The sequence below is a fragment of the Amycolatopsis sp. FU40 genome, assembly GCF_021903635.1.
Lineage (GTDB): Bacteria > Actinomycetota > Actinomycetes > Mycobacteriales > Pseudonocardiaceae > Amycolatopsis > Amycolatopsis dendrobii.
On record NZ_CP091381.1, the window covers coordinates 6,595,739 to 6,620,756 of the forward strand.

The following is a 25,018-nucleotide window of genomic DNA, read 5'->3' on the forward strand; positions in this document are numbered from 1 at the left end:
CCGGACGGCATCAGCCAGCCCGGTGCTCAGCAGACCGCGTTGGACCGTTGAGTTCGTGGACCATTTCGACGACCTGGTCCAGCGTCGGGTTGCCGATCACTTTCTCGCTGGCGCCGACGAAATCCGTGCCCGCGTCGCGCACCAGCTCGCGGGACACCGACGCGAGCATGGCCAGCAGCGAGATCGAGTCACCGCCAAGCAGGTTGAAGTCCCCCTGACGGATCACCTCGGCGATGCCGATCCCGAGGGTGTCGGCCCAGATCCGGGCGACCTGGGTCGCGATGTCGTCGAGCGGCTCGGTCTGGCGCTCGGCGTCGGCCCTCGCCGGATAGGGGTCGGGCAATGCCTTGACGTCGATCTTTCCGTTGGCGATGCGGGGAAACTCCGCCATCGTGAGCACCACCGACGGGACCAGGTGCCGTGGCAACAGGGACGCGGCATGCGCGATCAATTCCGCGGACGGCACTGGCCGGGACAGCACGACATAGCCGCACAGCGTCGTTTGTTCGTGCCCGGTGTCCCGGGTGTGCGGCACGACCAGCGCCTGAACCACCGCGTCATGCTTTTCCAGCGCGCCTGCCACTTCGGTGGGCTCGATCCGGTGGCCGAGGATCTTGATCTGGTCGTCGATGCGTCCCATGTGCTCCAGTTCGCCGCCGGGCAGCATCCGAGCCAGATCGCCACTGCGGTAGGCGCGGGTTCCGTCGGCGAGTTGGACGAAGCGTTCCTTGTTCAGCTCCGGGCGATCGTGGTAGCCCCGGCACAGCTGTATGCCCGCGAAGTACATCTCGCCGACCTCGCCTTCGGGCACCGCGACACCGTTGGGGTCGTGCAGCGTTATGACGGTCCCCCGCACCGGACGGCCGATCGGCACCGAACGCGCGGGGTCGTCGAGGTCGGGGTCATACCGATGCAACGTGCAGCCGCCGCTCATTTCGGTGAGACCGTCGGCGTTGAAGATCCGGCATTCCGGCCCGAAGATCTCCTGGGCCCGCGCTGCCACCGAACTGCGCAAGCGCTCGCCCCCGAACACCACCAAGCGGATGCCCTCGGCCCGCACGTCGAGCCTGTTGATCAGTTCGAGGTGTGACGGTGTCACCTTGAGGCAGTTCACCCCGCGCTCGCGCAGCAGCCGGCGCAGGGTCACGTGATTCGGTTCGCCGGTCGCCAGCTCGATCCGGCCACCGGCGAACAACGGCAGGAACACCGCGGTGTACGGCCCCACATAGGCGAGGGAGCTGAACATGGCGAAACAGCAGTCCGCGTCGATTCCGAGTGCCTCGATGGCCCAGCCCGCATAGCCGGCCAGGTTGCGGTGCTCGAGTTCGACACCCTTCGGCCTGCCGGTCGAACCGGACGTGTAGAACACCGCCGCGAGATCTTCAGGGGCGACCGCGATCTCGACGGTCTCCTCAGTCGTGGTGGGCAGGTCCTCCAGCACGAGAGCCGCACAACCCGCCGGGACCGCGGGCCGGCCGGCATGTGCCCGCTCCACCACGCACACCCGCGCCGCCGCGGCCGTGAGCACACTGGCCAGGCGCGCATCGGGATGTTCGGTGTCCAACGGCAGGAACGCCGCACCGGCCCTGAGAATGCCGAAGATCGCCGCGATCGCGGCGATCGAACGACCGGCTAAGACGCCGACGACGTCGCCCGTCCGGACGCCGCGCCGGCGCAGCTCGGCCGCCACCGCGGTCGCCCGCAGGTCGAGTTCGGCGAACGTGACCTCGGAGTCGTCGGTGGACAGCGCGATCGAGTCAGGGTGGGCGGCGACGGCCGCGCGGAACAGGCTGACCAGTGTGCCCTGCTCGTATCGCGGGTCCGGCGTGCCACCGGACAGACGACTTTCCGGTGGTGCCAATCTGTCGACGATGCCGTCCAGCAACTGCTCGCCCCGGGCGGTCAGCGCCGGATCGTCGTCCATGCTCAGCACGATCTCGGTGTGTCGGTCGCACTCGATGATGCTGATCGTCGGTGGCACCAGCAGACCGCGCCACGGCGCGGAGTACACGGTCCGCGCCTGAAAGTCCGCCGTGCTGAACTCGGCCAGTTCGACTTGGCCGAGATGGGTGATCGCGAAGTGCCACGGCGCCTGACCTCGCCGGCTCAGCGTCGCGTCGGCCAGTTGGCCGGTCGCCCGGTGCAGTCCCAGGGGCAGGCGCAGGATCGACGCGGCCGCCTTCGACGTCGGCAAGCTGGCGAGTTCCTCGTTGCGGCTCAGGGCGAGCAGCAGACGCTGGTGGATCTGCTGCCAGGTCATCGACGCACTGATCGGCAGGGTGAGTCCGCCGGACAGATTCGCGGTCAGCCTGGCCTGCGGCCGGTGGCGACGCAGGTCGACCGGAATCAGGCAGATCAGCTCGTCGGCGTCGTGCTGCCGGACCAGTGCTTCGGTGATCTTGGCGACCAGCGCCGGATGGTTCCCGGTGACGCTGCGCCGCAGGCGGACCCCTGTCCTCCGGCTTGCCGCCGCGCGACTTTCGAGGACCACATCGACGAAGCGGCGAGCGGGAGGTTGGGGCTCCACACCGGCCTGCGCCAGCAGGTCGGCTTCGGTCACTGCATCCACCGCGGGCCGGCCCTGCTCGCCACGTAGCGCCGCGAACACCTCGGCCACCCAGGTGAGTGCGCCTCGACCGTCCATGAGTGCGTGATGCGTACGGAACACCATCGTCGGCGTTGGCCCGGGGAACAGCACGACCTCGGTCATGGGCCGTCCCCGGTCGCCCCGGAGCGGGCGGGCCAGCGCCGGCGAGTTGATCAGGTCCGGCACGTCTGCCGCGTGGCCTGCCACGACCCGGACTTCCGGAGCGATACCGGAGTCGACCCACCGGCGCCCGCGACGCACGAGGCGTGCGCCTGGACAGGCATCGCCCGCCACCGCCACCGCGTGCCGGAGCCGTTCGACATCCAGGGAACCAGCGCCTTCGACGACGATCTGGATGGCCATCGAGTCCGGTGGACTGGCCAGCCGCATCCATTCCAATGGCGATATCGGCCTGGTGAACACCTCACTGACGGCCACGAGACGCTCCTTCCATGGTGCTCGTTTCGATGATGGATTCGTTGAGCTGCCGTGCGGGCCGGTCCAGGCAGAAGTGCCCACCGGGGTAGCCGGTCATGGCGAAGTGCCCGGACGTGTGCGCGGGCTTCGTCGAGCGAAGCGGAAAGCACACCGGCCGGACGGTGCGGTGAGAGGCAGGACCGAAACCGCGGATCCACCGACCGTCTTCCATGCGCGCTCCTCAGGTGATGCCGAATTGGTCGCTGATGAACTGGATGCGCTCGGCGTCGGCGGCAGCGGTGAGTTCGACCGCCTGCACCGAGTCGAAGCCGATCTCCCGGAAACTCCGAGTCAGATCCAGTTCGGCCCGGTCGCGATAGCCGAGCAGATCCGCGATCTTCGTGCGAACCAGGTCGGACCGGCGCCGTGTCCGTTCTCGGACGCTGAGCCCGCCAGTTGCTCGCGGAGCGCGTCATCCGAGAAGGCGGCTCGCGCACGCATGCGGTTGAGGCGGCAGTGGTCGCTTCGAGGATTCGGCCCAAGAGGTTGGTCGGCCGAGCGGTCTGAACCGACTCCGCGAACCAGGACCAGTCGATCGCACCGATCACAACCGCACCGCGGTCGTCACGCACGGCTTGGTCCAGGCCCGGTATCGCGAGTTTCGGTGGCATGGCAGGCAAACCACGACTGTCGAGTTGTCGTTGGCCCGCGATGTTGTTGCCGAAGCGGCAGCCCGCAGACGTTCGTTCTCCTGGCACGGCTGCTGAGCCCGCGATCGTCACCTCGTCGAGGATGGCGGGCAGTTGCTCCCAGTTGTCGAACAGCGCCAGCGCGCCAAGGACGATCAAGGCAGCGATGTGTGCCTGGCTCGTGGGCTGTGACCTCGTCAAGATCGGCCTCCGCTTCGGGCGGAATACCACGCGCGACACAGCCGGTGCGCAGCGGTAACGGGCCCGCGAACGCCTCGACGAGATCCGCCGGGTTTCCGCCGGGTTCCAGCACTTTCAATTGCTGGCCGACCAGTACGCCGATCATCGGCCGCAACTTGTGGATCTGCCCAGCGGTGAAATAGGGCGGCAGAAAACTTCGGATCTCCACGTGGACAGGTCGTCGCCCTCCGCTGCGAGACTCGCGGCGGGCACCCCGTCAGCACCGGTCGTCATTAGCCGCGCATCGGTTCCCCACGGCATCGTCACTGGATCCAGGCAGTAGCGTCGCGCGTGTGATGGCAGCAGATCCTGATCGCTCATGGGAATCCTTCGCGTCCGCACGGGCATCCCGCCGGCTCATGCCGAACGGCCGTGGCAGGATGTCAGGGCGATCACGATGCCATCAAGTTCACGTGTACAACTGCTGGAAATGAAAAAGTTGAACGCGGCAATCGAATTCGACCGCAGTTCGCGCATTCACGTACGCTCCAGGGCCACGATCGCCACCACTCCCGCAACCCGACTATCGCGCGATCGATATAGAAAAGGACACTAAGAACTTTTCGGACAATTACCACAGCATCGTACGACTCGTTCGCGACCATCCCCGATTCCTGGGCAACGCGCGGCATTCCTGGTCGCCCGGACAAAGCCCGGGAGACTGATGGTTGCGCATCAGATAGCCGGTCGCCGTCCAGCCTGGCGGTCCCTGGCAGCAGTGCACGACGTAGTCGACAGCATCCGCCCGGACCGAGCCACCCTCCAGCGCACGAAGACCCGCCGCAGCCGCCACGCCCAACGCGGCCGTCCCATCCGAGACGTGAGTTCCCGCCAGTCCGCCTCAGCCAGCAGGTTGTCGACAGAGAGCACTCCGGACCTGGCCCAGAAGTACTGGCCGGGCAGCGACTGGGAGTGCTCGACCCGCCGCGTCCGGCCGATCCGGTCATCGACGACCCCGCGACTGCGCCACGGAGAACGTGTTGCAGCAGGCCGGACTGGCGGAACGCGTGGGAAATACCGCGTGTCGTGATCGATCCTTGTGGTGCACGGCAACGCCGACCAGAGCCATGCAGCTTGCCGAACTGACCGTCGGAGCCAAATTCCTTGATCCCTGGCTCCGCCAAGCCGAAGACTTTCTTGCCCAAATTTTAGCCGCTCACCTGAACTGGGTTCGCATGACCCGCACTGCTTCACTTTTCGAAGAAGCCCACGACACGCGGCTGAAACTGCATCAGGAAGAGAAGAAAGGGCCCGTCGCCGAGCCGTACGCCTAAGACGCACGTCAACTTCTCTTAGCGGAAGAGCGCATTGCTCGTCTTCAGCTTCTTGAGGCACAGCAGCAGGCGAACAAACTGTCCACAGTGGACCAGGCCAGTGCTGCGAGCAAGCACCGCCGACGAGGACCATCAAGGACATCCGGGACTGCCTGCGGAGCGCGCTCAAACGACCTGCGTCCTCGTCGTGATCATGGCCATGCGCGAAGGTGAAGTACTCGGCCGGCCTGTCGTGGCAGCGGCGCTGAAGCTGCGCATAAAGCGCAGGACCGGGACCGCGAGAACGCCAACGCCCGGACAGACAGCAACCTGCCGCTCACCGCCCAGCTCGGCACTCCTGTCGAGCCGCGCAACTCCCTTCGCACCGGACTGCCCGCCGCGCCAAGACCGACGTTCGCGCGACTCTCCACACGCCGACGTCCACCCGCGCGTTGCACGGAGATCTACGCGGAGGTCTCGCCGAGGACCGACGGCAGGGGTCGGGTCGTGATCCACCCGCGGACGTCGACGATTTGTTGCCAAGTCCCGGGAACTGACTCCCAGGGCGGTCGTAGCCACACCACCGCGGACGCTGCGATTCCGATACAGGCGATCGTGTTCCAGCGGCCGGCCAGCGACAGAAGCCGCAGCCCCCATTCGAGCACGCGAGTCGCAGCGAGGGCGCGGGAAGCGTGGCGTTCCAACCGGCGTCGGGAGACGTGAGGAGGCGCGAGCACGCGGCCTGCGCTCAGGTACGCTCGCGTCATACGGGAATTGTCGGGGACTACATCGTCCTGGCCTGGACGTATCCCGCCCGCCCGTAGCAGCTGGTTCCCGAGCCGAATGGTCCGCCAACGGGAAACGCGGTCGCTCTTCACCCTCATTGCAGTGAGAACACACGCTTCCACACAAAGCGCGCCAGGAACGCCGACGCCACTGCCGTGGTCAGCAGGTAGGCTGCATAGCGAACCGGCCACCACGGCACGGCGAGGTCGATACCGTTGTAAAGCTGCGCCAGCAGCCAATGCACGAGCTGGTTTATTGCCGCTTCCCGCCTGCCTCGCCGCCGGAGCGAACACACCGGCGGCTCGGCGAAGCACTTCGGTCGATACGTCGACAACCCCCGCTCACGAAGGCAGTCATGTCGACTCCGGGTTAGTTGTTCAAACGCGGATTGGGCCAGCGTTGCAACTGGCCCTGTCGGCGCTGACGCTTCGGGTTTGCTCGCTTGCGGGTCAGAGCGCGTCGTTGACGTCCGGCCGAGGGACGTTCAGGTCGCAGTAGGAGTACAGCTCTGTCCGTTTTTCGTCGGTGTTCTGCGGGATGTGCTGGAGTGGCACGATCCAGGTGCTGCGCTCCCCAGGCGAGCAGGACGGACTTGCTGGAGGTTGCTGGGGACTTCCTGCCGGGTTGCCTTTGCCGTCGGGCGGGACCAGGTCTCCGCCCACGATCTTGCCGCTCGCGTCGCGGAACACCACGGCGGTGCGCCGGCTGGACAGTACTCGGCAGTTGGTCGATTTTTCGGTGTAGCGAACGGCGTCGGCCGGAGGGGATGCCGGTACTCGGCTGGTGGATTCGTAGGTGGTTGTCGCCGGGGTGAACGAGCCGAGTGCGCCGTTCGGCAGCCAGGTCGTGGTCTGGACGTCGACGTCGGCCGAGTTGACCTTGTCGTTCCCGCCGACATTGATGAGCGTCCTCCCGATGCCGACGTGTTCGCCGGGGAGCATCACGGGGATCTCCATGGTCATCGGTGCGCCTTGGATGGGGCCGGGCGGCAGGCCGTTGACCGAGACGATCACTTTGAGCGCGACTTTGGTCCGGTAGGCGATGTGGTCGCTGGTATTGCGCAGCACCGCTCCCATGCTCGCCAACCCCGATGAGGACACGCCTTTTTCCGTGACTTCGATCCCGCCCCCGGTGGGGCCGGTTTTCGCCGACACCGGTTGTTCCCGCACCGAATTCGGGATGTCGCAGGGCTGTGCCGCCGACCCATCGCCACGGGTGGTCAGCACCACCGCGACTACGCCAGCCGTGACCACCAGCAGCGCGACGACCGTGACCAGGAGAAGTTTGCGTTTAGTCATTCGTAGTACCGCTTCTTAAGCTCGTCCACCTGGGACTGAAAGTCCTGGATCAGCTTCGCGGCTGCTTCGGAAGCGCCCGCGGTGAATTGCTCCTCCGGAACCTCCCGGACGGTGCCGGGCCTGAGGTGCACCGAGAAGTTCTCCATGCCTACTGCGGAGATCGTGATCCGCTCGTCGCTCGACTTCCCGATCGCCTCGACCTTCGCCCGATCGGCGAAGAAGTTCGAATCCCGCAGATCATCGGCATCGATGCTCAGGTCCGTCTCGCCGATCGCTGCCCGGTACTGTCGCTGCCATCCGGCCCACAGGAGGCGTGCGATGCTGGCCAGTGCGTTCTCCAGCGCGGATTCGTCGATGAATTCGTAGACGCTTTCCCCGAACGACACGGTGATGTCTGTGCGTCGGCGCAGCTCCGCTTCGATCTCGGTCCCAGGCGCGTGTACGCGGACTCGAATGCCGTCGAGCCTCTCGGCTAAATCCATCACGTCCCCCTCCTGTCGTCAGTCCGACCGGCCCATGCCGGTGTCGCTGGCCAGGTCGTGTTCGTTCATCCCGGCCAGCTTCGGGCGGGCGGAGACGAGCTTGTCCTTGTTCGCGCGCACGGCATCGGTCAGCGCTCGCACCTTGTCGGCGATTTGCTGCGTCTCGACCTCCTGGATGTGCCGGGTGAGATCGTCTACCGCCTGCTTCATCGAGTTGACGATCGTGTCGACCGAGTCGCCGGATGCGGTGATGTTGGCTATGCCCGCACTGCCTATTGAGGCGGCTGCTCCGATGGCGGCGAGCGGCACGACGCCCCCGGTTGCGATAGCGACGACGACGCCGCCGATCGCGCCGACCGCGGAGAGCACCGAGAACCCGAAGGTCCACTGGTTCTTGCCGCAACCGCCGGCGTTGTCCAGTGCGTTCTTCGTGTTCTCCGCGATCTTGTCGATATCGTCCCGTGCCTTGGCCCACATTGCCTGGTGCGCTTGGAGCACGCCTTTGAGGGTGGACAGCACGGTGAACTGGTTCCCTGCGACAGTTTTGAAGGTGTCGACGAAGTTTGCTTTGAACGCCATGGCGGCCTCGCCGGTCCAGCCTTGCAGGTAGCCGCCATCGGTGGTCATCTTGTCCAGATTCGGGTTGGCCAAGCTGACGTTGCTGGTGAGTTCGGTCGTGTGGACCGACCCGGTGTTCAGCTTGGCCATGGCCGCGTCCAGATCGGCGATCAGCGGATCGTAGCCCGCGGGGTCGGGCATTCTGGAGAACGGCTCGAACATCGATTCGATGAATGCGTAATGCTGCCTGAACGGCTCAGGGTCACGAATGACCCCGGATTGGGTCGCGTACCTCTGATCGTGCTCCTTGATCGCCAGCTCGACAGCCTTGTCCTTGATGTCTTTCGCGTGTTGCATCAGCTGAGCGAAGGTCACAGCTTGCCGTCCAGGGACGGGTCGAGTCGCGCGCGGCGATGCAGTTCGTCACTCGCGGATTGGTCGGTCCCCGCGTAATGCTGAGCTGCTGTGCCCAGTGCCGCAGCGGTGTCGTCCAGGTTGGTTTTGGTTTCCTTGAGGAACCCGGTCACGGTCTCGTGGAGATCGAGATATGCCTGGTACACCGGACCGAGTGCACCGCCGCCGAACTGCTCCGGACGACGCATCACGCGATCCACGCCGCCGAGGACGCGATCGCAGCTGCCGATCGCGTCGCCGTAGTCGGCCGAAACAGCCGGAAAATCGACCTTTGCCACTTTCTCCAGTTCGTACAGGTCGACGCCGAACTCTTTGCCTTGATGAACCATATTCCCACCCTCGATTCAGTCGAACTCAAATCATGGTGATGTCAGTTTGTTCCTGTCCTTCCATGCGCGAGGACAGGATTTCCGGGGAGTGGTTCAGCTGCGAAGCAGCCGGAGTGTGTTGTCGAGGGTGCCGGTGATGTAGCCGGGGTTGCCGGGTCCGCAGACGATGTCCACGTCTCCGTGGGGGCTGTCTCGGAGGTAGGTAAGGACCCGGCCGTGGTCGAGGCTGTCCACCGCAGTCAACGGCATGCTCGCGACCCGGTGGCCTCCCGTGCGGGCGGCGACGAACAGCTGATGGCCGGCTTCCCGCCGCGACCCCATGACCGCGCGGAGCTGATCGACGGGGGTGGTGACGGTGTAGTCGCTGCTGGTGTCGAGGTCGTACGACTCGCTGCTGGAGCCGCCGTCGTACTCGGCTTTCGGCACCGTGAATTCGCGGATGTTCGCGGCCGGGAAGTCGGGCAGTTCACTCACGACGGCGCGGACGAACTGGTTCGCGCCGATCGCTGTCAAAGTGAGCCGCTCGTCCTCGACGGTGGCCAGCACGGCGTTGCGGCCGGCCAGGACCGCGAGCAGGGCACGGTCGCGGCCGTGCCGGTCGGCCGACCAGCCGTAGCATTCCGCGTCGGCGTTCGCGACCGCCAGCATGAGGTCGCGGAATTCTCCGGCGACCCGGTTGGTGCGCAGGTTGTAGAACCCCGGCTCGGCCAGCACCTGCCGGGTGAGGTCGTCCAGGCGCGCGGCGGCGGCGTCTTCGACCCACAGGTCGACGACACCGATGACCGGGTGCGCCGGGCCGACTCGTTCCCATTCCCAGGCTTTCGCGACCGCCAGGCGCGGCAGCGTCACGGGTTCGTCGAGCAGCATCACGTTGTTTCCCCTCGATACAGCTGATGCTGCTTACTTGCCGATGACGGGCGGAGTCGCTTTGCCGTCGTAGCCGAACAACGCGTTCGGGTCGGCTTCCTGGAGGTAGGAAGCGGCCTTCTTTTCCTTGTCCTCCTCGCCTTTCCCGCCCTTGCCCGCGCCGCCGGCCATCGGCATCCCGTTCGCGCCCTTGGCTCCGGGCGCACCGGTGCCAGCTGCTCCGCCGCGCATCCCGGGTTCCGGTTCACCGAACCGGCCAGCGCCGGACGACCCACCCGCGCCGGCCGCGCCTCCCGGGCCGCCGCGCATGGCAGAACCAGAGCCGCCCGCTCCGCTGCCGCCGGACCCGGGTGTTCCGGTGCCGCCGACGGGTCCGAACGCCCCGGGCATGCTGCCGAGGTATCCGGGGGTCTGGTAGCTGCTGGAGCCGCCGGGCCCGGTGCCGGGCATATAGCCGGAGCCGGTGGGCCCGAACTGGAGGGGCGCGTTGCCTGTGCCGGTGGATCCGGGCGGGACGTAGCCGGACGTGCGGGTGCTGTCGTCACCGTGCGCGGCCGCCGGCACGTAGGGCTGAGGCTGCTGTTGACTGCCGGAGACCCCGCCGTGCCCCGGCTGCGGTGAGAACGATCCGGGCGGTGGCACGGTCCCCGGGCCGCCCTGGTCAGGCGGGCCGTAGGAATGGCTGGGCGGGTACGGGGTGAAGCTTTCCTTCTTGCGTGGCTCAGGCGGATGCTCGACCGGTCCCTGCTGCGGAGCGAGCCCATAGGTGCCGTCCGAGGAATCGGGTACCTGCCCGTAGTCGGTCGGCATTTTCCGGGCGTGGCCGTCGCTGGTGTCGGTGAAGCTTTGATAGGTGGCGTTGTTCTGCTGGATGGCGGCGTTGCGCGCGTTGATGTTCTTCTCGTTGTCGGTGTCCCACGGGCTCGCCGTGTCCCAGGCCGACTTCGACGGCGGGTCGTCGGACACGTCGTGCAGCGAATCCCGGGTCGAGGTGAACGCGTGCCCTTGGTCGGCGAGGGTGTTCTGGCTGTCGTGCAACGCCATCGACGCCGAGGTCGCCACGTCCGCGAGCGGTTTCAGCGATCCTCTCGCCGCGTCGCCGCTCGGCCCCGACCAGGCGCTTTCCAACCGACCGACCGCCGTCAGGGTGTCGGACTCGATGCCCTGCTGCTCCTGTGATTGCTGCCACGCGGCGTGCTGCGCCTGCCCGAGACTGTCCGGGCCGGGCCCGGCTTTCACCCGCCGCACCAGCTCGCCTGGAAGGATGATCTTCCCCTCGGCCTGCATCTGCTTCAGGAACGCGTTGAACCTGTCCGCGATGAAGCTCATTGTCACGCACCGGCCTTCAGGGTGGTGATGGCCAGGTCGGCCACGTGCTGGGCGTCCTGGCATGGATCGGCCGACGGTCCGACTTGGTCGTTGGCCAGCTTGACGTCGACCTCGAATGCGGCGTCGTCTGCGATGCCGACGGCGACGCTGCATCGCCCGGTCGCACGGTCATCGCTCGGTCCGTAGGCGACGACCGGGTAGCCTTGGACGGGCGCTAGTTCCTTGAAGAATCCCTCGTTCTTTTTCGCGTAGACGTGCCCTAGGCCGTCCTTCCAGGCGTACACGAGCTGCACGCCGATGCCCGAACCCCGACTCGGGTTGGACCAACGGCACTGCTTGGCGACCCCGGTGTCCTGCGATGGCTGCACCGCAGGCGACACACCGGAGAACAGGGTTTTCACCTGCGCATCGGTCAGCACCTTGCAGGGATCGCCCTGGACGAGCGAAGCGGGCAGCGGGTTCGCGATCTTCGGAGTGTCTGAAGCGGGCTGTTGAGCGTTGCTGCTCGGTGACTCCGCACCAGGCAGCGGCTGCCCGGGAGGATCGGCCTTCCCTCCGTTTCCGCTGCATGCCACCAGTCCGGCAGCCAGAGCCAAGGTCAGCAACGGAATCCGGAAACGGGTCGAACGCATCAGAAGTGTCCCTCGCCCTGCTTGGTGATGTCTTTGCCTGCCTGCTGGTCGTGCGCGTCGTGGATGCCAAGGGCGTCTTTCATCTTCTGAATGACGGAGCCGAGGTAGGCGCTTTGCCGCATCAGGTGGCCGCGGTAGTAGTTCCCGGAGTTGTTGCTGGCATCGGTGTTCCGCAGCGAAGCCGGGTCTTTCCCGGGCGGCACGATGCTCCACATCGGGACGGCTTTTTCGATTTGAGAATCGATGCGCGTCTGCAAGTTCTGGAGGTTCGTGAGTTCGGCGGTCATGGCCTCCTTGCTCAGGTAGAAGCCGGGTGCACCGCCGCCCCGGACGCGCCTCCGCCGCCGGCTGGGCCGTCGGCGACGAAAAAGCTTGCCCCGGTGAGCATTCCGATCGCACCGGTATCGCCTGGCGGTGTCGCCTGCTCAGCCATCTGCATCCTCCCCTTGCGGCTAGCCGCGCCCATAGCTTCACCAAGCCGAACCGATGGTAGCCAACCCGCCACGGTGTGTCTCGCGAACGGCGCAGGTCACGGTGCGGGCCTGTTCGTGCGTCAGTCGAAGGGCGTCTCCGAAGCCGGGCCGGTCATTGTCGCCTGCTGTGGCCTGTCGTGCTGGTTCAGTATCCGGAACTCGTGGGCGCGGCGGGCGGTGCTTGTCCGCATTGGACTGTGCCCGTGACCGACAGTGCAGTGATGTCTTTGTTGTTGTGCTGCCAGGTGACTGTCTGACTGCTGGCACGGAGTTGCCAGGTGTCGCCGTGGCGTTGGCCGGTGTTGCTCAGCTGGCCAGCGTGCTGCTGGCCTTGCTTGATCGTGACCGTGTTGTCGGCGCGCACCGCGATCTCCAGCGGCTCCTGCGCGGGCTTGGTCGCGGTCAGTGCCAGGCGGTCCGGCGAGCACTGGACGTGCACGTCCTGTGGGGCCCACCACTCGGAGCCTTTGTTGCCTGGACGGCCCTTCCTCGTCGATGCCGTACAGGATTGTGAGCTGGCCGACGGTGCGGCCTGGCTCGGCGGGCATTTCGCTTGCCGGGGTGCCGCTGCTGCCGCAGCCGACCAGTGCGGACAGGGCTATCGGTGCGGCGAGCAGAGTGATTTTTCGCCTGAAACGGTGTGCCATCCCGCGTTGCAAAAAAGCAAAGATCTCTAGGCTGACTGGGGCACCAATGGTGTCATGAGTTGGTCGAGTGATCTTGCCGCCCGAGCCGGACCTTGCCGCGCTGCGCCTGCACCTCGCCCGACTCCGCCACGACCGCGGTCGGTCGTTCATCGTCCTTTCCGAGCGGACCGGGCTGTCGCGCCAGACCGTCATGGACATCGAGCACGGCAAAACCGTTGGAACGCTGGCGACCGACGCGACCACGCAACTGCCTTCTCTACTGGGTCTCCAGGCAGCTAGCCGGATCAGCACACCCCTTCGCACGCCTGGTATCGCAGCATCGAAGCCCGTGATCACCCCTGCCCGAGAATCAGCCGAGGACGCCACCGAACTCGCCTCCACGCCGATCCTCGACCGGCAGACCAATCACCTCGGCCACGTGGACCGCTGAACCAGCCCTCAAAAGCACCAATCCCCGTTCGGCGACCGCCGAACGGGGATTATGTGAACGAACCTACCTCAGTTGTGTGAACAACCCACTGTGGAGCTGAGGGGAATCGAACCCCTGACCTTCTCGATGCGAACGAGACGCGCTACCAACTGCGCTACAGCCCCTAGGAGCGTGAGCCCCTGTTGTTCAGTGCTTGGAAAGCTTAGCAGCGCCCTCCAGGCACCGAACAGCGGGGGGTCACTCTCCGACTGCCCGGCGGTACGGGCCCACGGTGGGCTCGGCGAGTTCCTCGAAAGCGGGGTCCTCGTCGTCCAGATCGACGACGACCGCTTGCCGGCGGATGCGGGACATCGGGGACGGTTTGCGCTCCACGATGTCGCGCGGCACCTCGGGTGCGACGACCTCGACGTCTTCCTCTTCCTCCTCGAAAGAGTCGTACGCCTCGTAAGCAGGAGCAGGAGCCGTCGTCGAATAGCGGGCCATCCGGCGCTGCCGGATCTCGTTCTCGATGCGGACCTGACGGCGGAGGTACACGAGGTAGCCGACGAGGGCGATGTCGACCGCGGCGTGTGCCCACCAGGCGAGCGAGAGCGCGAATCCGGCGATCGCGGCCGTGACGACGGCGGCGATCAGCAGGATGACGACCACTCGCTGACGGAACGCGTACTTGGCCTTGGCCGCGATTTCCGCCGCTTCCGGGTCGAAGCCGCCTCGGCCGGGCCGGTAGCTGCGGCGTTCGCGACGCGGCGCGGCGGCCCGTTCGGCGCGAGCGGGCTGCGGGAGCGGCTCCGGCTCGGGTTCGGGCTCCTCGTCCAGGTCAGCGTCGAGTTCCGCCTCGAGTTCGGCGAGATCATCCTCCACCGAAGGATTCGCGTTGTCGGACACGGCGTCGTCCTCCTGTCCCTCGTTGCGAGCACTGCCCCTTCGCACTACCCGGGCGGCCAGCGCGGAGGTTGGCGTCCGCGCGACTTGCTGGCGTTTGCGAGCCACCATGGGCACGAGAACGACGAGCCATGCCGCGGCGAGCGCGACGATGATCACCGAACTGGGCATCTCCCGTCACCTCCCCCGATCCTCTGCTGTAGTCACGCTAGCCACAACAGTCACACAGGAGGCGCAGACTCGCCGGGTTCGATCACGAAAATGCATCACCGCATTAGGTGAATCTCACAGGATGTGGTAACGCGTGATCGGTTTAGAACGCGTAGTCACCGTTAGGCCAGGTCGGCGCGGCCGGATGCCACCAGCCGGGACACCAGTCCGTCGCCGGTCTCCTCTTTCGTCACGGCGAAGCACAGGTGGTCACGCCAGGCCCCGGCGACGTCGAGGTACCGCTCGAACAGCCCTTCCTGCCGATATCCGGCCTTCGTGAGCACGCGGATGCTCGCGTTGTTCTCCGGCCGCACGGTCGCTTCCAGCCGGTGCAGCCCGGCGGCATCGAAAGCGTGATCTGTCACGAGCGCGACGGCCGCGGTGGCCACGCCTCCCCGTACGAGCTCGGACGACACCCAGTACCCGATCCAGGCCGACCGGAGTGCGGCGCGGATCACATTACCGACAGTGATCTGCCCCGCGAACTTTCCGTCAACCGTGATCGTGAACGGCAGGCACTGCCCTCGCCGCGCGAGCCCGCGCAGGGCCGCCCACTGCGACGGCCACGACCAGAACGCGTTGCGGTCGGCCCACGGCCCGATCCCGGTCGGCTCCCACTCCTCGAGGTGCTCACGGTCGCGCAGCCGGACGCGGCTCCACTCGCCGGCGTCGCGCAGCCGCACCGGGCGCACGGCGAGCATGCCTGCCGGGATCCGCAGGGGGCCGAGCGTGGCGGGCCAGCCGGGGTGCCGGTTTTCGACCGAGTCGGCGAGTGCGGCCACGGATCAGGCGCGCTGGGCGAGGAAGGTGACCTTGACCTGGTCGCCCGCGGCTACCTCGGTGAGATCCTCCTCGACGGTGATGAGGCAGTTGGCCTCGGCCAGCGACGCGAGCAGGTGCGCGCCCGACGTCCCGAGCGGCTGTACCAGGTACTCGCCGTTCGCCTCGTCGCGCAGCAACTGGCCGCGCAGGTAGCCGCGACGGCCCTTCGTCGAGGTGATCGACGACAGCAGCCGCGCCCCGACCACCCGGCGGTGCGGGTTGCGCGTGCCGCGCGCGGTGCGGATCAGCGGCCGCACCAGCACCTCGAACACCACGAGCGCGCTCATCGGGTTGCCCGGGATGAGGAACGTCGGCACCGAGTCCGGGCCGAGCCTGCCGAAGCCCTGCACCGAGCCGGGATGCATCGCGACCCGCGTCAGGTCGATGTGCCCGAGGTCGGACAGCGCGGCGTGCACCTCGTCGCCGGAAGACCCGCCTGCCCCGCCCGCGACGACCACGATCTCGGACATCAGCAGCCGTCCTTCGACGACCTCGCGCAGCCGCTTCGGGTCGCCCGGCACGATGCCGACCCGGCTCACCTCGGCACCGGCGTCGCGCGCGGCGGCGGCCAGCGCGTACGAGTTGACGTCGTAGACCTGGCCGACCGACGGCGTGCGGTCGATGTCCACGAGTTCGTCGCCGACCGACACGATCGACACCCGCGGCCGCGGGTAGACCAGCACTTTCGCGCGGCCGACCGCGGCCAGCAGCCCGACCTGCGCGGAGCCGATGGTGTCGCCCTTGCGCACCGCGACGTCGCCGATCTGCACGTCCTCACCGGCCCGCCGCACGTAGCCGGCCGATGGCACGGACCGAGTGATGGTCACCTTGGCCTGGTGCCCATCGGTGTAAGCGGTCGGGACGACGGCGTCCGCGAGCGTGGGAAGCGGCGCGCCGGTATCGACCCGAACCGCCTGGCCCGGCTGGAGCCGTCGCGGCTGCCGCGAGCCAGCCGGGATCTCGCCGACGACCGGCAACTGGACCGGTTCTTGTCCAGCGGTCTGCACGTCGACGCTCCGGACCGCGTAACCGTCCACCGCCGCCTGGTCGAACCCGGGCAGCGCGTGCTCGGCGACGACTTCCTCCGCACAGAGCAGGCCCTGCGCCTCGGAAATCGCGACGCGAACCGGACGCGGGCGCACGGCGGCGTCGAGGGTCAGCGCGATCTGCTCGTCGACCGAGCGGAAATCGCCGGACTCGGCGGATTCCTCCGTCGAGGCAACGATTTCCGCCGATTCCGCCGCGGCGACGGCCTGGACCGCAGGTTCGGTCGCGTCTTCGGTCGGGATGGCTGGGGTGGAATCGAGGGAGTCCGTCATGGGCGATCGTTTCCGATCCGTTCGGTCAGCCAGGTGCGCAGCGAAGGCCCGTAATCCGGGTCCTCGAGCGCGAAATCGACGGCGGCGCGCAGGAATCCGCCCGGGTTGCCCAGGTCGTGCCGCCCGCCGCGGTGGACGACGATGTGCACGGGGTGCCCCTCCTGGATCAGCAGCGCGACCGCGTCGGTGAGCTGCAGCTCGCCGCCCGCGCCGGGCTCGATCCGGCGCAGCGCGTCGAAAATCGCCCGGTCGAGCAGGTACCGCCCGGCCGCGGCGTAGGTCGACGGCGCGTCCTCCGGCTTTGGCTTCTCGACCATGCCGTGGACCTGCTTGACGTCCGGGTCGTCGGTGTCGGTGACGTCGAAGACGCCGTACGGCGAGATTTGTTCCTTCGGGATGTCGAAGGCGCAAAGCACGCTTCCGCCGTGCTGGGCGCGAACGGCCGACATCCGGTCGAGGACCCCGGCGGGCAACACGAGGTCGTCGGGCAGGAGAACGGCGACAGCGGTGTCCTCGTCGGTGAGGTTCGGCTCGGCCTGCGCGACCGCGTGCCCGAGCCCGAGGGCCTGTTCCTGGATCGCGACCTCGACGTCGAGCAGCTCCGGCCCGCGGCGAACCTTCGCCAGCAGTTCGGTCTTGCCCTTGTCCTCGAGCGTCTTCTCCAGGTCCGGCTTCGCCTCGAAGTACCGGACGACAGCTTCCTTGCCCGGCGAGGTGACGATCACCAGCCGCTTCGCTCCCGCACTCGCCGCCTCCGTCGCGACGATCTCGATCCCCGGCGTGTCGACCACTGGCAGCAGCTCTTTGGGCACCGCTTTCGTGGTCGGCAGGAATCGCGTGCCGAGGCCTGCGGCAGGCACGATGGCGGTTCTGAAGGTCTGGGTGGTTGAGGCGCCCGTCATGGGCGCAAAGCCTAACCTGGTCTCATGCACGAGCCGGGCAATGAGACCCCGAGCAAGGCGGAGTGGCGGACACGAATCCTTCGCGCCCGCGCCGAACTGCCTCCCGAAGCCCACGCTCGCGAGGCCGCCGCCCTGGCAACCGCGGCGTCGTCCATCCAAGCGGAAACGGTCTGCGCGTACCTCCCTTTCGGCACTGAGCCTGGTCGGCTCTCCCTGGTAAACGCCCTGGCCGCGACGGGCGCACGCGTCCTGCTGCCAGTCATTCCGGACACGCCGGGCCCACTCGGCTGGTCCGAGTACACCGGCCCAGACACCCTGGTCCCCGGACGTCTCCGCGGCGTCCTGGAACCATCCGGCCCGCGCCTGGGCACCGCTGCGGTGGCTTCGGCGCAGGTGCTGCTGATCCCAGCACTGGCCGTCGACCGCCACGGCACCCGACTCGGCCGCGGAGCCGGTTACTACGACCGCACCCTGACCGCCGCGCCCGACACCGCCCGCGTGGCTGTGGTGCGCGCGGAGGAGGTCGTCGACCGTCTCCCTGCCGAACCGCACGACGTGCCCATGACCGCCGTCCTGACGCCCTCCGGCCTCATTCAGCTGCCAACGGCTGCCACTGCTCGGTAAGGCCGCGGCTCAGCGCAGCACAGTGCGGCGTGGATCAGCGCGGGTTCGGCGCAGCGTGGCTAAGCACGGCGCGGCTCTTTCGACTCGGCGCGGCTCAGCTCGACGCGGAGCGATCCGGCGCAGCGCGTCTCGACTCGGCGCACGAGGCTCGGAAGTGGTCAAGACCACTCGATCGGCCACCCGTGTTCGATGCCGCCGCCCGAACCCGATGACCACCGTCATGGCCAACCGCCGAGCCTGATGACCGCCAAGGCACCCCGCCGCCAGAATCCGCTGACCGCCGTCCAGCCTCGAACCACCCAAACCGCGCATCGGCACACAACCCACTCGAGCGCCTGCCTCCTCACGACTGCCAAAACCGCCGCGAGCAAGCCCGCCCACAGGCCGCACCAGGCCCCGCCCACCAGCCCGCCGCCAGCCCGACCGACCGGACCAGCCGCAGTCCAGTCACCCAGCCGCCGATACCCCGGACGCCCTGACCAGCACTAACCCACCGACGCCCCTTCCTCGCCCGCACTGTGAGCAAGGGGTAATTGCGCTGAGGGAATGCCGTCCAGCACAATTGGGTTAGCACTCTTGTAGGTCGAGTGCCAGTGCATGAAGGAGCTTCAGTGCCCACGTACCAGTACGCCTGCAAGGAATGTGACCACCGCTTCGAGGCGGTGCAGTCCTTCTCCGACCCCAGCCTGACCGTCTGCCCGCAGTGCTCCGGTCCACTGCGCAAGGTCTTCAGCTCGGTCGGCGTGGTCTTCAAGGGCAGCGGGTTCTACCGCACGGATTCGCGTGATTCGAGCAAGTCGAGCACCTCCGCGACCCCGGCCAAGACCGAGAGCGCCAAGTCCGACTCGTCATCCACCACCTCCTCTTCGTCGACGTCTTCTTCGTCCTCGAACACATCCTCCACGACGAGCACGACGAAAACGGCTTCCACGCCCTCCTGACCCCCGAGTTATCCACAAGGGGCCAGTTGTCCACAGGTTCGCGAATCGACTCTTCCGGCCGGTTCGCGACGTCCTTAACGTCGGATTCGTGCGGTATTCCGCCGCACCGGAACCGACGAGGGGACAACCGTGAACACCTTGCTCAGCCGCCTTCCCGCGCTGCCTGACGTCCGTCTGCCGCGCGGGCGGCGAGCCCGGATGCTCCGCCGGTGTCTCGCGGCGGCCTTGCTCTTGGCCGGCCTGCTCGTCCTGTTCCTCCCGCCCTCCGCACGGGGCGCACCCGCCGCCTTGACGGTGGTCTCCGCACGCGATCTGCCCGCTGGCTCGGTCCTGCGCGCCGCCGACGTGCGGACCGTCGCGCTGCCCGAGGACCTCCGGCCGTCCGGCTCGCTCGCGGCCGCCGACGCGGCAGTGGGCCGTCTTCTGTCCGGCGCGGCGCGGGCCGGCGAGCCCATCACCGACGTCCGGCTTCTGGGCAACAACCTCCCCGTAACGGGTGAACCCGGAACGGTCACCGTGGCCGTCCGGCTCGCCGACGCGGCCGTCGCCGAGTTGCTCCAGCCGGGCCAGCGCGTTGACGTCGTCGCGGGCGCGAATACCACAAATTCCGCGTCCGTGCTGGCCAGAGGGGCTTCGGTGGTCACCGTCCGGCGTTCCGACGACGCCGGGAACCACACCTTGGGCCCGCCGCAGAAGGGTCCGCTGGTCCTTCTCGCACTGCCGGCGCCGGTTGCCACGCAGGTCGCTGCTTCCTCGCTCGAACGACCGGTAACGGTTACTCTCCGCTAACCCGACCCTGTTCCGACGGGCGACGGCTGTCCGAAGACGGCCAGACGCCTGTCCTGAATCCCCTGGGAGCAGCAGTGCTGAAAGGTTTCAAGGACTTTCTGATGCGCGGCAACGTCGTCGACCTCGCGGTCGCCGTCGTGATCGGCGCCGCGTTCACCGCGATCGTCACGGCGTTCACCAACGGCCTGATCAAGCCGTTGATCAACGCACTCGGCGGCTCGGACGCGGCGAAAGGCCTCGGCTTCAACGTCCTGCACGGCAACGACTCGACGTTCATGGACTTCGGCGGCGTGATCAACGCGGCGATCAACTTCGTGATCGTCGCCGCGATCGTCTACTTCCTGATCGTCCTGCCGATGAAGCACATCCAGGAGCGCCGCAAGCGCGGCGAGGAGAAGGGTCCGGCCGAGCCGACGGACGTCGAGCTGCTCACCGAAATCCGCGACCTGCTGCGCGCGCAGCAGGGCAACGGCCCCTCCAGCCGCGGCAACTGAGGGGTCACCGATCGTGATGCGGGGGCCGGTTCTCGAGATACCACGAATCCGGAGTGGTCTCCGGGCCCCGGCCCCGCTCATCGGACGTGGTCTCCGGCAGGACGTCGCCGAAGATCTCGTCGACCCGGCGGCGGCGCTGAGCCTCGTCTGCGCGGGGGCGTCGTTCCTCGTGCGGCATGGGTCCATCGTCCCACCTGTTGTTTGACAAGTGCAGAGAGACATCCGCCGCCGAACGGCCGGGCTCAGACCTCTTCGAGGCCGGAGAGCTCGTCGATCACGTGCGGGACCAGCGAGGAGAGGGTCGCCATGCCGTCGCGCACAGCCGCGCGCGAGCCAGCCAGGTTGACCACCAGTGTGCTGCCCGAAACGCCGGCGAGACCGCGGGAGATCCCGGCGTCGACCGCGCCCGCGGCCAGCCCCGAGGCGCGCAGGGCCTCGCCGATGCCCGGGATCGGGCGGTCGAGCACCCCGGCGGTGGCGTCCGGCGTGCGGTCGCGCGGCGACACTCCGGTGCCGCCGACCGTGATCACCAGGTCCGCCCCGCCGATCACCGCCGTGTTGAGCGCGTTGCGGATGCCCGCGGTCTCGGCCTCGACCACCACGACGCCGTCGACGATGAATCCGGCCTCCTCGAGCAGCTCGGTGACGAGCGGCCCGGAGGTGTCCTCGTGCTCCCCGTGCGCGACCCGGTCGTCCACAATCACCACGAGTGCCCGGCCCAGCCGCTGTGCGCTCCGTTCCATGCCGACACCGTATCCGGTTCCGGGCCCGCTTCGCCGCCACGGGCCCGGTGATTTCTGACGATTCGGTGACGTGGTCCGCGCAGGCCGCGCGCACCCTGGGGCAAGCGGCCTAGCGTCGGCGAGGTGCGAGTGCTCATCACCGGCGGCGCCGGGTTCATCGGGTCCCGGATCGCCGATCAGCTGGCCGACGACGGCGACGAGGTCGTCGTGCTGGACAACCTGCTGTCCACCGCGCACGGCTCCACCACGCCGCCCGAATACACCCAGCGGCACCGCTTCCTTCGCGGTGACGTCACCGACACCGAGATCGTCGCCGAATTGCTCGACGGCGTCGACGCGGTCTGCCACCAGGCCGCGGTGGTCGGGCACGGCGTCGATCCCTCCGACGCGCCCTCGTATGCGCTGAACAACGACTATGGCACCGCTGTGCTGCTGGCGGCGATGCACGCGGCGAAGGTGCGCAAGCTCGTGCTCGCCTCGTCGATGGTGGTCTACGGCGAGGGGCGTTACGCGTGCGCGGAACACGGTGTCGTTCCGCCGTCGCCTCGCCGGCAGTCCGATGTGGACGCCGGACGATTCGAACCCGCTTGCCCGCACTGCGGTGCCGAGTTGGACTGGCAACTCGTACCCGAAAGCGCGCCGCTGTTGCCTCGAAGCACCTACGCGGCAACGAAACTGGCGCAAGAGCATCTCGCGGGTGCCTGGGCGCGGCAGACCGGCGGCACGGTCTGGGCGTTGCGCTATCACAACGTCTACGGCCCGCGGATGCCCCAGAACACGCCGTACGCCGGCGTCGCGTCGCTGTTCCGTTCGGCGTTGGAGCGGGGCGAAGCGCCGATCGTACTGGAGGACGGGCGGCAGCAGCGGGATTTCGTGCACGTGGACGACGTGGCCCGAGCGAACGTCCTCGCGCTCCGGAACGACGGTCCGGAGGCAGACCTCACGCCGCTGAACATCTGTTCCGGACAACCGCGCAGCGTCAGCGACCTGGCCCGGGAACTGGCCTGCGCCTGCGGAGGGCCGGAGCCGCGGATCGTCGGCGGTGCGCGGCCCGCCGACGTCCGGCACGTCGTCGCCGACCCGGCCCGAGCACGGGAGCTGCTCGGGTTCCAGGCGAAAACTTCCTTCGCGGAGGGCATCGCCGCGTTCGCCACCGCGGAGCTGCGAGCCTCCGTCACCCGATGAGGTGAAGATCACGTTCCGGAATGAATCGACCGGACCGGATCTTGATGCTGAGCATGCGTTCCATCGTGGTGGGGGACATCGAAATCCACGCACTGACCGACGGACGGCTGCAGCTGCCGTCGTCGTTCTTCCCGGGACTTCAGGGCAAGCGCTCGGCGCCGAGCACCGTGCCCGTGGTCATCGGAGCATTCCTGCTCCGGACGGGCGGCCGCACCGTGCTGGTCGACGCCGGTTTCGGACCGCGTGCGTCCAGCGAGCCGCATCTGCCGCAGCACTCCAAAGAGCAACTGCACCCGGTGGTCAGCGACGCCGAGGCAGAGCACACCGGAGGCTTGCCCGCGGCGCTCGCTGAAGCCGGAGTCGGCCGCGAAGACATCGACACCGTGGTGCTGACTCATCTGCACGCCGACCACATCGGCTGGGTCGCACCGAACGGCCAGCCGTACTTCCCGAATGCCGACGTGCGGTACGGCGCGCCCGATTGGGCAGCGTTCATCGAACCGGCTGGGCGGCACGACCGCGGCCGCGTAGCGCTGGAAACCCTTCGCGCCCAGGGCAAACTGCGTCCGCTGCTTGACGGCGAAATGGTCGCTCCCGGCGTCACCGTCCGGCATGCGCCCGGACACACGCCAGGGCATCACGTGCTGGAAGCCGCGGATCAGGACCGTCGCGCCGTCCTGATCGGCGACGTCTTCCAGATTCCGGAGCAGATGGCCGATCCGACGATCGGCGCGGCGTCCGACGCCGATCCGGGGCAGGCGGAGCTGACCCGCCGCCGCTGGCTCGGCGAAGTGGTCGGCACCGGCACGATCGTCGCGGCAGCGCATTTCCCGGACGAGCCGTTCTTCCGGATCGCGGCCGACCGCACCGTGGAGCCGATCTCGGCGGTCGCCGCTTCCTGACCGTCTGCAATAGACAGATCAGGACGCTGCCAACGGCAACCGCACCTCGAAGCGGCATCCTGGGCCGTGGTTCTGCACGCCGATCCGTCCCCGGTGTGCCTCCACCAGGCCCTTCGCGATCGCCAGGCCCAGCCCGCCGCCGCTGGTGGTGCCGCTGCGGTCAGGGGTGCGGGCTTGTGTGCCGCGGAAGGCGACGTCGAAGACCCGGCTGATCTCGTCGTCCGGAATCCCGCCGCAGCCGTCGTCCACAGCCAGCAGCGCCTGGTCTCCGTCGATGCCGATCTGCACGGCGACCGTGCCGTCCGGCGGAGTGTGCCGGATGGCGTTGGACACGAGGTTCCGCACGATCCGCGCCAGCTCCGGATCGCTGCCGGACACCACCGGCCACGCCGACGCGTTTTCCAGCACCCGCACGCGTTTGCGGTCAGCCACCGGTGCCTGCGCGGCGACCGCGTCGCTCACCACGTCGCGCAACGGCACCGCCGACATGCTCAGTTCGAGTGCGCCGGCGGTGATCCGGGACAGCTCGAACAGGTCCCCCACCATGCCGGACAGCCGGGTGGTCTCGCCGCTGATGCGCTGGGCGTAGTCGGCCACCTCGGCGCGCTCCGAAACCACGCCGTCGGCCAGCGCCTCCGCCATTGCCTGGATCCCGGCGAGCGGGCTGCGAAGGTCGTGGCTGATCCACGCGACCAGTTCGCGACGCGACGCTTCCGCCGCGCGTTCGCGGTCCCGCGCCTCGCGTTCCCACACACTGCGCCGCGCGATGACCCGGCCCAGCACCATCGCCGCGGGTACCGCCACCAGTGCCACGAGCAAGCACACCAGCAGTTCCGTGGTCAGGGCCTCGGTGAACATGAAGCCGCTCACGCCGAGGATCCCGACCAGCATCGCGGCGACCGGCGTCAGCACGAGCGTGGTCATCGTGGTGGCCAGCGACCGGTGCCGCAGCAGGTAAAGCGCGAGTCCGCCCAGCGCCGCCACCGGCAGCGCGAACATCAAGGCGAGCGGCAGGATGTGCAGGACGTGGACGAACAGGTCCCACGCCGACTCGCCCGAGCCGATCACGGCTGTGTCCGGTCGTAGCGGTAGCCGACGCCCCACACCGTCGCGACGCGGACCGGTTTGGCCGGGTCACGTTCGATTTTCTCGCGCAACCGGCGCACGTGGACCGTCACTGTGGACTGGTCGCCGAAGTCCCAGCCCCACACCTTTTCCAGCAGGTCGGCTCGGCTGAACGCGACGCCGGGATGAGAGAGGAAGAACGCGAGGAGATCGAACTCGCGCGTGGTCAGCGGCAGCACCGCGCCGTCGAGCGTCGCCTGGCGGGCGGTCATCTGAAGCCGGAGGTTGCCGTCCGTCAGTTCAGCCGTCGGCGGCTCGGGCCGAGGCATCCGGGCCCGGCGCAGCACGGACGCCACGCGCAGCGTGAGTTCCTTGGGGCTGAACGGTTTGGTGACGTAATCGTCGGCCCCCAGCTGCAGTCCGGCGATGCGGTTTTCCTCCTCGCCGAGCGCGGTGAGCATGACGATCGGCACCTGGCTCGTCTGCCGCAGCCGACGGCACACCTCCAGACCGTTCAGGCCGGGCATCATCACGTCGAGCACCACCAGGTCCGGCACGCGCTCGGCGAACCGAGCGAGAGCCGCCGCACCGTCGCCGGCCAGATCGACGGTGAAACCGGCGGTTTCGAGGTAACGGCGGACGACGTCGCGCACGGTCTCGTCGTCGTCCACCACGAGCACGCGACCCGCTTGGTCCTCCATGCCTCACC

30 protein-coding genes and 1 tRNA gene are annotated in these 25,018 nt (G+C 67.9%); 8 read left to right on the forward strand and 23 right to left on the reverse strand.

The features are described from left to right. Positions 1-10 precede the first annotated feature (10 nt). The 4 genes from L3Q65_RS30815 to L3Q65_RS30825 form a co-directional block, all read right to left on the reverse strand. Complete coding sequence (locus L3Q65_RS30815; protein ID WP_237597307.1) at positions 11-3,025, reverse strand: non-ribosomal peptide synthetase; 3,015 nt, start codon at positions 3,023-3,025, stop codon at positions 11-13. Then, a complete protein-coding gene (locus L3Q65_RS30820) occupies positions 3,012-3,236 on the reverse strand; it encodes a hypothetical protein (RefSeq protein WP_237597308.1) in 225 nt (74 codons plus the stop codon). Before L3Q65_RS30820 ends, L3Q65_RS30815 begins: the two co-directional genes overlap by 14 nt. A gap of 9 nt (positions 3,237-3,245) precedes the next feature. Then, positions 3,246-3,416 carry an acyl carrier protein gene (locus tag L3Q65_RS47705; RefSeq protein WP_370648230.1) on the reverse strand — a complete coding sequence of 57 codons (171 nt, stop codon included), beginning with the start codon at positions 3,414-3,416 and terminating at the stop codon, positions 3,246-3,248. A gap of 212 nt (positions 3,417-3,628) precedes the next feature. Further along, positions 3,629-4,102, reverse strand: a complete 474-nt coding sequence (locus L3Q65_RS30825; RefSeq protein ID WP_182889727.1) for a hypothetical protein — start codon at positions 4,100-4,102, stop codon at positions 3,629-3,631. An 808-nt stretch (positions 4,103-4,910) separates the two neighbouring features. Between L3Q65_RS30825 and L3Q65_RS30830 the strand changes: the two genes are divergently transcribed. After that, positions 4,911-5,207 (forward strand): hypothetical protein, encoded by a 297-nt coding sequence (locus L3Q65_RS30830; RefSeq protein WP_237597309.1) that lies wholly within the window; start codon positions 4,911-4,913, stop codon positions 5,205-5,207. An 859-nt stretch (positions 5,208-6,066) separates the two neighbouring features. Here the strand turns inward: L3Q65_RS30830 and L3Q65_RS30835 are convergent. The 10 genes from L3Q65_RS30835 to L3Q65_RS30880 form a co-directional block, all read right to left on the reverse strand. Continuing rightward, on the reverse strand, positions 6,067-6,216 hold the full coding sequence (locus L3Q65_RS30835) for a hypothetical protein (RefSeq protein ID WP_237597310.1): 150 nt from the start codon (positions 6,214-6,216) through the stop codon (positions 6,067-6,069). Positions 6,217-6,421: 205 nt separating this feature from the next. Continuing rightward, on the reverse strand, positions 6,422-7,270 hold the full coding sequence (locus L3Q65_RS30840) for a hypothetical protein (protein ID WP_237597311.1): 849 nt from the start codon (positions 7,268-7,270) through the stop codon (positions 6,422-6,424). After that, positions 7,267-7,752 carry a hypothetical protein gene (locus L3Q65_RS30845; protein WP_237597312.1) on the reverse strand — a complete coding sequence of 162 codons (486 nt, stop codon included), beginning with the start codon at positions 7,750-7,752 and terminating at the stop codon, positions 7,267-7,269. The genes L3Q65_RS30840 and L3Q65_RS30845 overlap by 4 nt, the downstream gene beginning before the upstream one ends. A gap of 18 nt (positions 7,753-7,770) precedes the next feature. Further along, entirely contained in the window at positions 7,771-8,685 is a 915-nt protein-coding gene (locus L3Q65_RS30850) for a hypothetical protein (RefSeq protein WP_237597313.1), read from the reverse strand. Then, positions 8,682-9,053, reverse strand: coding sequence for a hypothetical protein (locus L3Q65_RS30855; RefSeq protein ID WP_237597314.1), 372 nt, complete (start codon positions 9,051-9,053; stop codon positions 8,682-8,684). The genes L3Q65_RS30850 and L3Q65_RS30855 overlap by 4 nt, the downstream gene beginning before the upstream one ends. Positions 9,054-9,146: 93 nt before the next feature. Continuing rightward, complete coding sequence (locus L3Q65_RS30860; RefSeq protein WP_237600960.1) at positions 9,147-9,920, reverse strand: ESX secretion-associated protein EspG; 774 nt, start codon at positions 9,918-9,920, stop codon at positions 9,147-9,149. A gap of 33 nt (positions 9,921-9,953) precedes the next feature. Next, positions 9,954-11,249 (reverse strand): hypothetical protein, encoded by a 1,296-nt coding sequence (locus L3Q65_RS30865; RefSeq protein WP_237601042.1) that lies wholly within the window; start codon positions 11,247-11,249, stop codon positions 9,954-9,956. A 2-nt stretch (positions 11,250-11,251) separates the two neighbouring features. Then, complete coding sequence (locus L3Q65_RS30870) at positions 11,252-11,881, reverse strand: DUF3558 domain-containing protein (protein ID WP_237597315.1); 630 nt, start codon at positions 11,879-11,881, stop codon at positions 11,252-11,254. Beyond that, entirely contained in the window at positions 11,881-12,168 is a 288-nt protein-coding gene (locus L3Q65_RS30875) for a hypothetical protein (protein WP_237597316.1), read from the reverse strand. Before L3Q65_RS30875 ends, L3Q65_RS30870 begins: the two co-directional genes overlap by 1 nt. A 331-nt stretch (positions 12,169-12,499) precedes the next feature. Beyond that, on the reverse strand, positions 12,500-12,793 hold the full coding sequence (locus tag L3Q65_RS30880) for a hypothetical protein (RefSeq protein ID WP_237597317.1): 294 nt from the start codon (positions 12,791-12,793) through the stop codon (positions 12,500-12,502). 275 nt (positions 12,794-13,068) lie between these two features. Between L3Q65_RS30880 and L3Q65_RS30885 the strand changes: the two genes are divergently transcribed. Beyond that, positions 13,069-13,431 carry a hypothetical protein gene (locus L3Q65_RS30885; protein ID WP_237597318.1) on the forward strand — a complete coding sequence of 121 codons (363 nt, stop codon included), beginning with the start codon at positions 13,069-13,071 and terminating at the stop codon, positions 13,429-13,431. A gap of 91 nt (positions 13,432-13,522) precedes the next feature. Here the strand turns inward: L3Q65_RS30885 and L3Q65_RS30890 are convergent. From L3Q65_RS30890 to L3Q65_RS30910, 5 genes are all read right to left on the reverse strand, one after another. Then, positions 13,523-13,595, reverse strand: a tRNA-Ala gene (locus tag L3Q65_RS30890). Positions 13,596-13,668: 73 nt separating this feature from the next. Next, the gene (glpR, locus tag L3Q65_RS30895) at positions 13,669-14,484 is read right to left on the reverse strand and encodes a gephyrin-like molybdotransferase receptor GlpR (protein WP_237597319.1); all 816 of its coding nucleotides are present in this window, start codon (positions 14,482-14,484) and stop codon (positions 13,669-13,671) included. Positions 14,485-14,645: 161 nt separating this feature from the next. Next, complete coding sequence (locus tag L3Q65_RS30900; RefSeq protein WP_220506813.1) at positions 14,646-15,224, reverse strand: GNAT family N-acetyltransferase; 579 nt, start codon at positions 15,222-15,224, stop codon at positions 14,646-14,648. An 84-nt stretch (positions 15,225-15,308) separates the two neighbouring features. After that, the gene (gene glp, locus L3Q65_RS30905) at positions 15,309-16,664 is read right to left on the reverse strand and encodes a gephyrin-like molybdotransferase Glp (protein ID WP_220506749.1); all 1,356 of its coding nucleotides are present in this window, start codon (positions 16,662-16,664) and stop codon (positions 15,309-15,311) included. Then, positions 16,661-17,566, reverse strand: coding sequence for a UTP--glucose-1-phosphate uridylyltransferase (locus L3Q65_RS30910; protein WP_182889670.1), 906 nt, complete (start codon positions 17,564-17,566; stop codon positions 16,661-16,663). Before L3Q65_RS30910 ends, glp begins: the two co-directional genes overlap by 4 nt. A 24-nt stretch (positions 17,567-17,590) precedes the next feature. Between L3Q65_RS30910 and L3Q65_RS30915 the strand changes: the two genes are divergently transcribed. From L3Q65_RS30915 to mscL, 4 genes are all read left to right on the forward strand, one after another. Beyond that, positions 17,591-18,190, forward strand: a complete 600-nt coding sequence (locus L3Q65_RS30915) for a 5-formyltetrahydrofolate cyclo-ligase (protein ID WP_182889669.1) — start codon at positions 17,591-17,593, stop codon at positions 18,188-18,190. A gap of 611 nt (positions 18,191-18,801) precedes the next feature. Continuing rightward, complete coding sequence (locus L3Q65_RS30920; protein ID WP_182889668.1) at positions 18,802-19,131, forward strand: FmdB family zinc ribbon protein; 330 nt, start codon at positions 18,802-18,804, stop codon at positions 19,129-19,131. Between the two features lie 129 nt (positions 19,132-19,260). Further along, on the forward strand, positions 19,261-19,920 hold the full coding sequence (locus L3Q65_RS30925) for an SAF domain-containing protein (RefSeq protein ID WP_237597320.1): 660 nt from the start codon (positions 19,261-19,263) through the stop codon (positions 19,918-19,920). A gap of 74 nt (positions 19,921-19,994) precedes the next feature. Continuing rightward, a complete protein-coding gene (gene mscL / locus L3Q65_RS30930) occupies positions 19,995-20,414 on the forward strand; it encodes a large-conductance mechanosensitive channel protein MscL (RefSeq protein ID WP_182889667.1) in 420 nt (139 codons plus the stop codon). A gap of 4 nt (positions 20,415-20,418) precedes the next feature. On the opposite strand, the gene L3Q65_RS30935 is transcribed toward mscL, so the two are convergent. Together L3Q65_RS30935 and L3Q65_RS30940 are read right to left on the reverse strand one after the other, a co-directional pair. Beyond that, positions 20,419-20,592: a hypothetical protein gene (locus tag L3Q65_RS30935; protein WP_182889666.1), complete on the reverse strand. Its 174-nt coding sequence runs from the start codon at positions 20,590-20,592 to the stop codon at positions 20,419-20,421. A 64-nt stretch (positions 20,593-20,656) separates the two neighbouring features. Beyond that, positions 20,657-21,157, reverse strand: a complete 501-nt coding sequence (locus tag L3Q65_RS30940; protein WP_009083558.1) for a molybdenum cofactor biosynthesis protein B — start codon at positions 21,155-21,157, stop codon at positions 20,657-20,659. 123 nt (positions 21,158-21,280) lie between these two features. Between L3Q65_RS30940 and L3Q65_RS30945 the strand changes: the two genes are divergently transcribed. Then, the gene (locus tag L3Q65_RS30945; RefSeq protein WP_182889665.1) at positions 21,281-22,342 is read left to right on the forward strand and encodes an NAD-dependent epimerase/dehydratase family protein; all 1,062 of its coding nucleotides are present in this window, start codon (positions 21,281-21,283) and stop codon (positions 22,340-22,342) included. Positions 22,343-22,395: 53 nt separating this feature from the next. Next, positions 22,396-23,244, forward strand: coding sequence for an MBL fold metallo-hydrolase (locus tag L3Q65_RS30950; RefSeq protein WP_237597321.1), 849 nt, complete (start codon positions 22,396-22,398; stop codon positions 23,242-23,244). Between the two features lie 18 nt (positions 23,245-23,262). Here L3Q65_RS30950 and L3Q65_RS30955 read toward each other — a convergent pair whose 3' ends face one another. Next, the gene (locus L3Q65_RS30955; RefSeq protein WP_182889663.1) at positions 23,263-24,312 is read right to left on the reverse strand and encodes a sensor histidine kinase KdpD; all 1,050 of its coding nucleotides are present in this window, start codon (positions 24,310-24,312) and stop codon (positions 23,263-23,265) included. Beyond that, complete coding sequence (locus tag L3Q65_RS30960; RefSeq protein WP_182889662.1) at positions 24,309-25,010, reverse strand: response regulator transcription factor; 702 nt, start codon at positions 25,008-25,010, stop codon at positions 24,309-24,311. The genes L3Q65_RS30955 and L3Q65_RS30960 overlap by 4 nt, the downstream gene beginning before the upstream one ends. Positions 25,011-25,018: the final 8 nt, after the last annotated feature.

What these genes read in the sequence shown, in the direction of transcription:
- L3Q65_RS30820 (WP_237597308.1), bottom strand. Translation starts at nt 3,236, where the DNA reads ATGGAAGACGGTCGGTGGATCCGCGGTTTCGGTCCTGCCTCTCACCGC.
- glp (WP_220506749.1), bottom strand. Translation starts at nt 16,664, where the DNA reads ATGACGGACTCCCTCGATTCCACCCCAGCCATCCCGACCGAAGACGCG.
- L3Q65_RS30865 (WP_237601042.1), bottom strand. Translation starts at nt 11,249, where the DNA reads ATGAGCTTCATCGCGGACAGGTTCAACGCGTTCCTGAAGCAGATGCAG.
- L3Q65_RS30935 (WP_182889666.1), bottom strand. Translation starts at nt 20,592, where the DNA reads ATGCCGCACGAGGAACGACGCCCCCGCGCAGACGAGGCTCAGCGCCGC.
- L3Q65_RS30940 (WP_009083558.1), bottom strand. Translation starts at nt 21,157, where the DNA reads ATGGAACGGAGCGCACAGCGGCTGGGCCGGGCACTCGTGGTGATTGTG.
- L3Q65_RS30860 (WP_237600960.1), bottom strand. Translation starts at nt 9,920, where the DNA reads ATGCTGCTCGACGAACCCGTGACGCTGCCGCGCCTGGCGGTCGCGAAA.
- L3Q65_RS30960 (WP_182889662.1), bottom strand. Translation starts at nt 25,010, where the DNA reads ATGGAGGACCAAGCGGGTCGCGTGCTCGTGGTGGACGACGACGAGACC.
- glpR (WP_237597319.1), bottom strand. Translation starts at nt 14,484, where the DNA reads ATGCCCAGTTCGGTGATCATCGTCGCGCTCGCCGCGGCATGGCTCGTC.
- L3Q65_RS30900 (WP_220506813.1), bottom strand. Translation starts at nt 15,224, where the DNA reads ATGCTCGCCGTGCGCCCGGTGCGGCTGCGCGACGCCGGCGAGTGGAGC.
- L3Q65_RS30845 (WP_237597312.1), bottom strand. Translation starts at nt 7,752, where the DNA reads ATGGATTTAGCCGAGAGGCTCGACGGCATTCGAGTCCGCGTACACGCG.
- L3Q65_RS30870 (WP_237597315.1), bottom strand. Translation starts at nt 11,881, where the DNA reads ATGCGTTCGACCCGTTTCCGGATTCCGTTGCTGACCTTGGCTCTGGCT.
- L3Q65_RS30910 (WP_182889670.1), bottom strand. Translation starts at nt 17,566, where the DNA reads ATGACGGGCGCCTCAACCACCCAGACCTTCAGAACCGCCATCGTGCCT.
- L3Q65_RS30915 (WP_182889669.1), top strand. Translation starts at nt 17,591, where the DNA reads ATGCACGAGCCGGGCAATGAGACCCCGAGCAAGGCGGAGTGGCGGACA.
- L3Q65_RS30875 (WP_237597316.1), bottom strand. Translation starts at nt 12,168, where the DNA reads ATGACCGCCGAACTCACGAACCTCCAGAACTTGCAGACGCGCATCGAT.
- L3Q65_RS30855 (WP_237597314.1), bottom strand. Translation starts at nt 9,053, where the DNA reads ATGGTTCATCAAGGCAAAGAGTTCGGCGTCGACCTGTACGAACTGGAG.
- L3Q65_RS30950 (WP_237597321.1), top strand. Translation starts at nt 22,396, where the DNA reads ATGCGTTCCATCGTGGTGGGGGACATCGAAATCCACGCACTGACCGAC.
- L3Q65_RS30840 (WP_237597311.1), bottom strand. Translation starts at nt 7,270, where the DNA reads ATGACTAAACGCAAACTTCTCCTGGTCACGGTCGTCGCGCTGCTGGTG.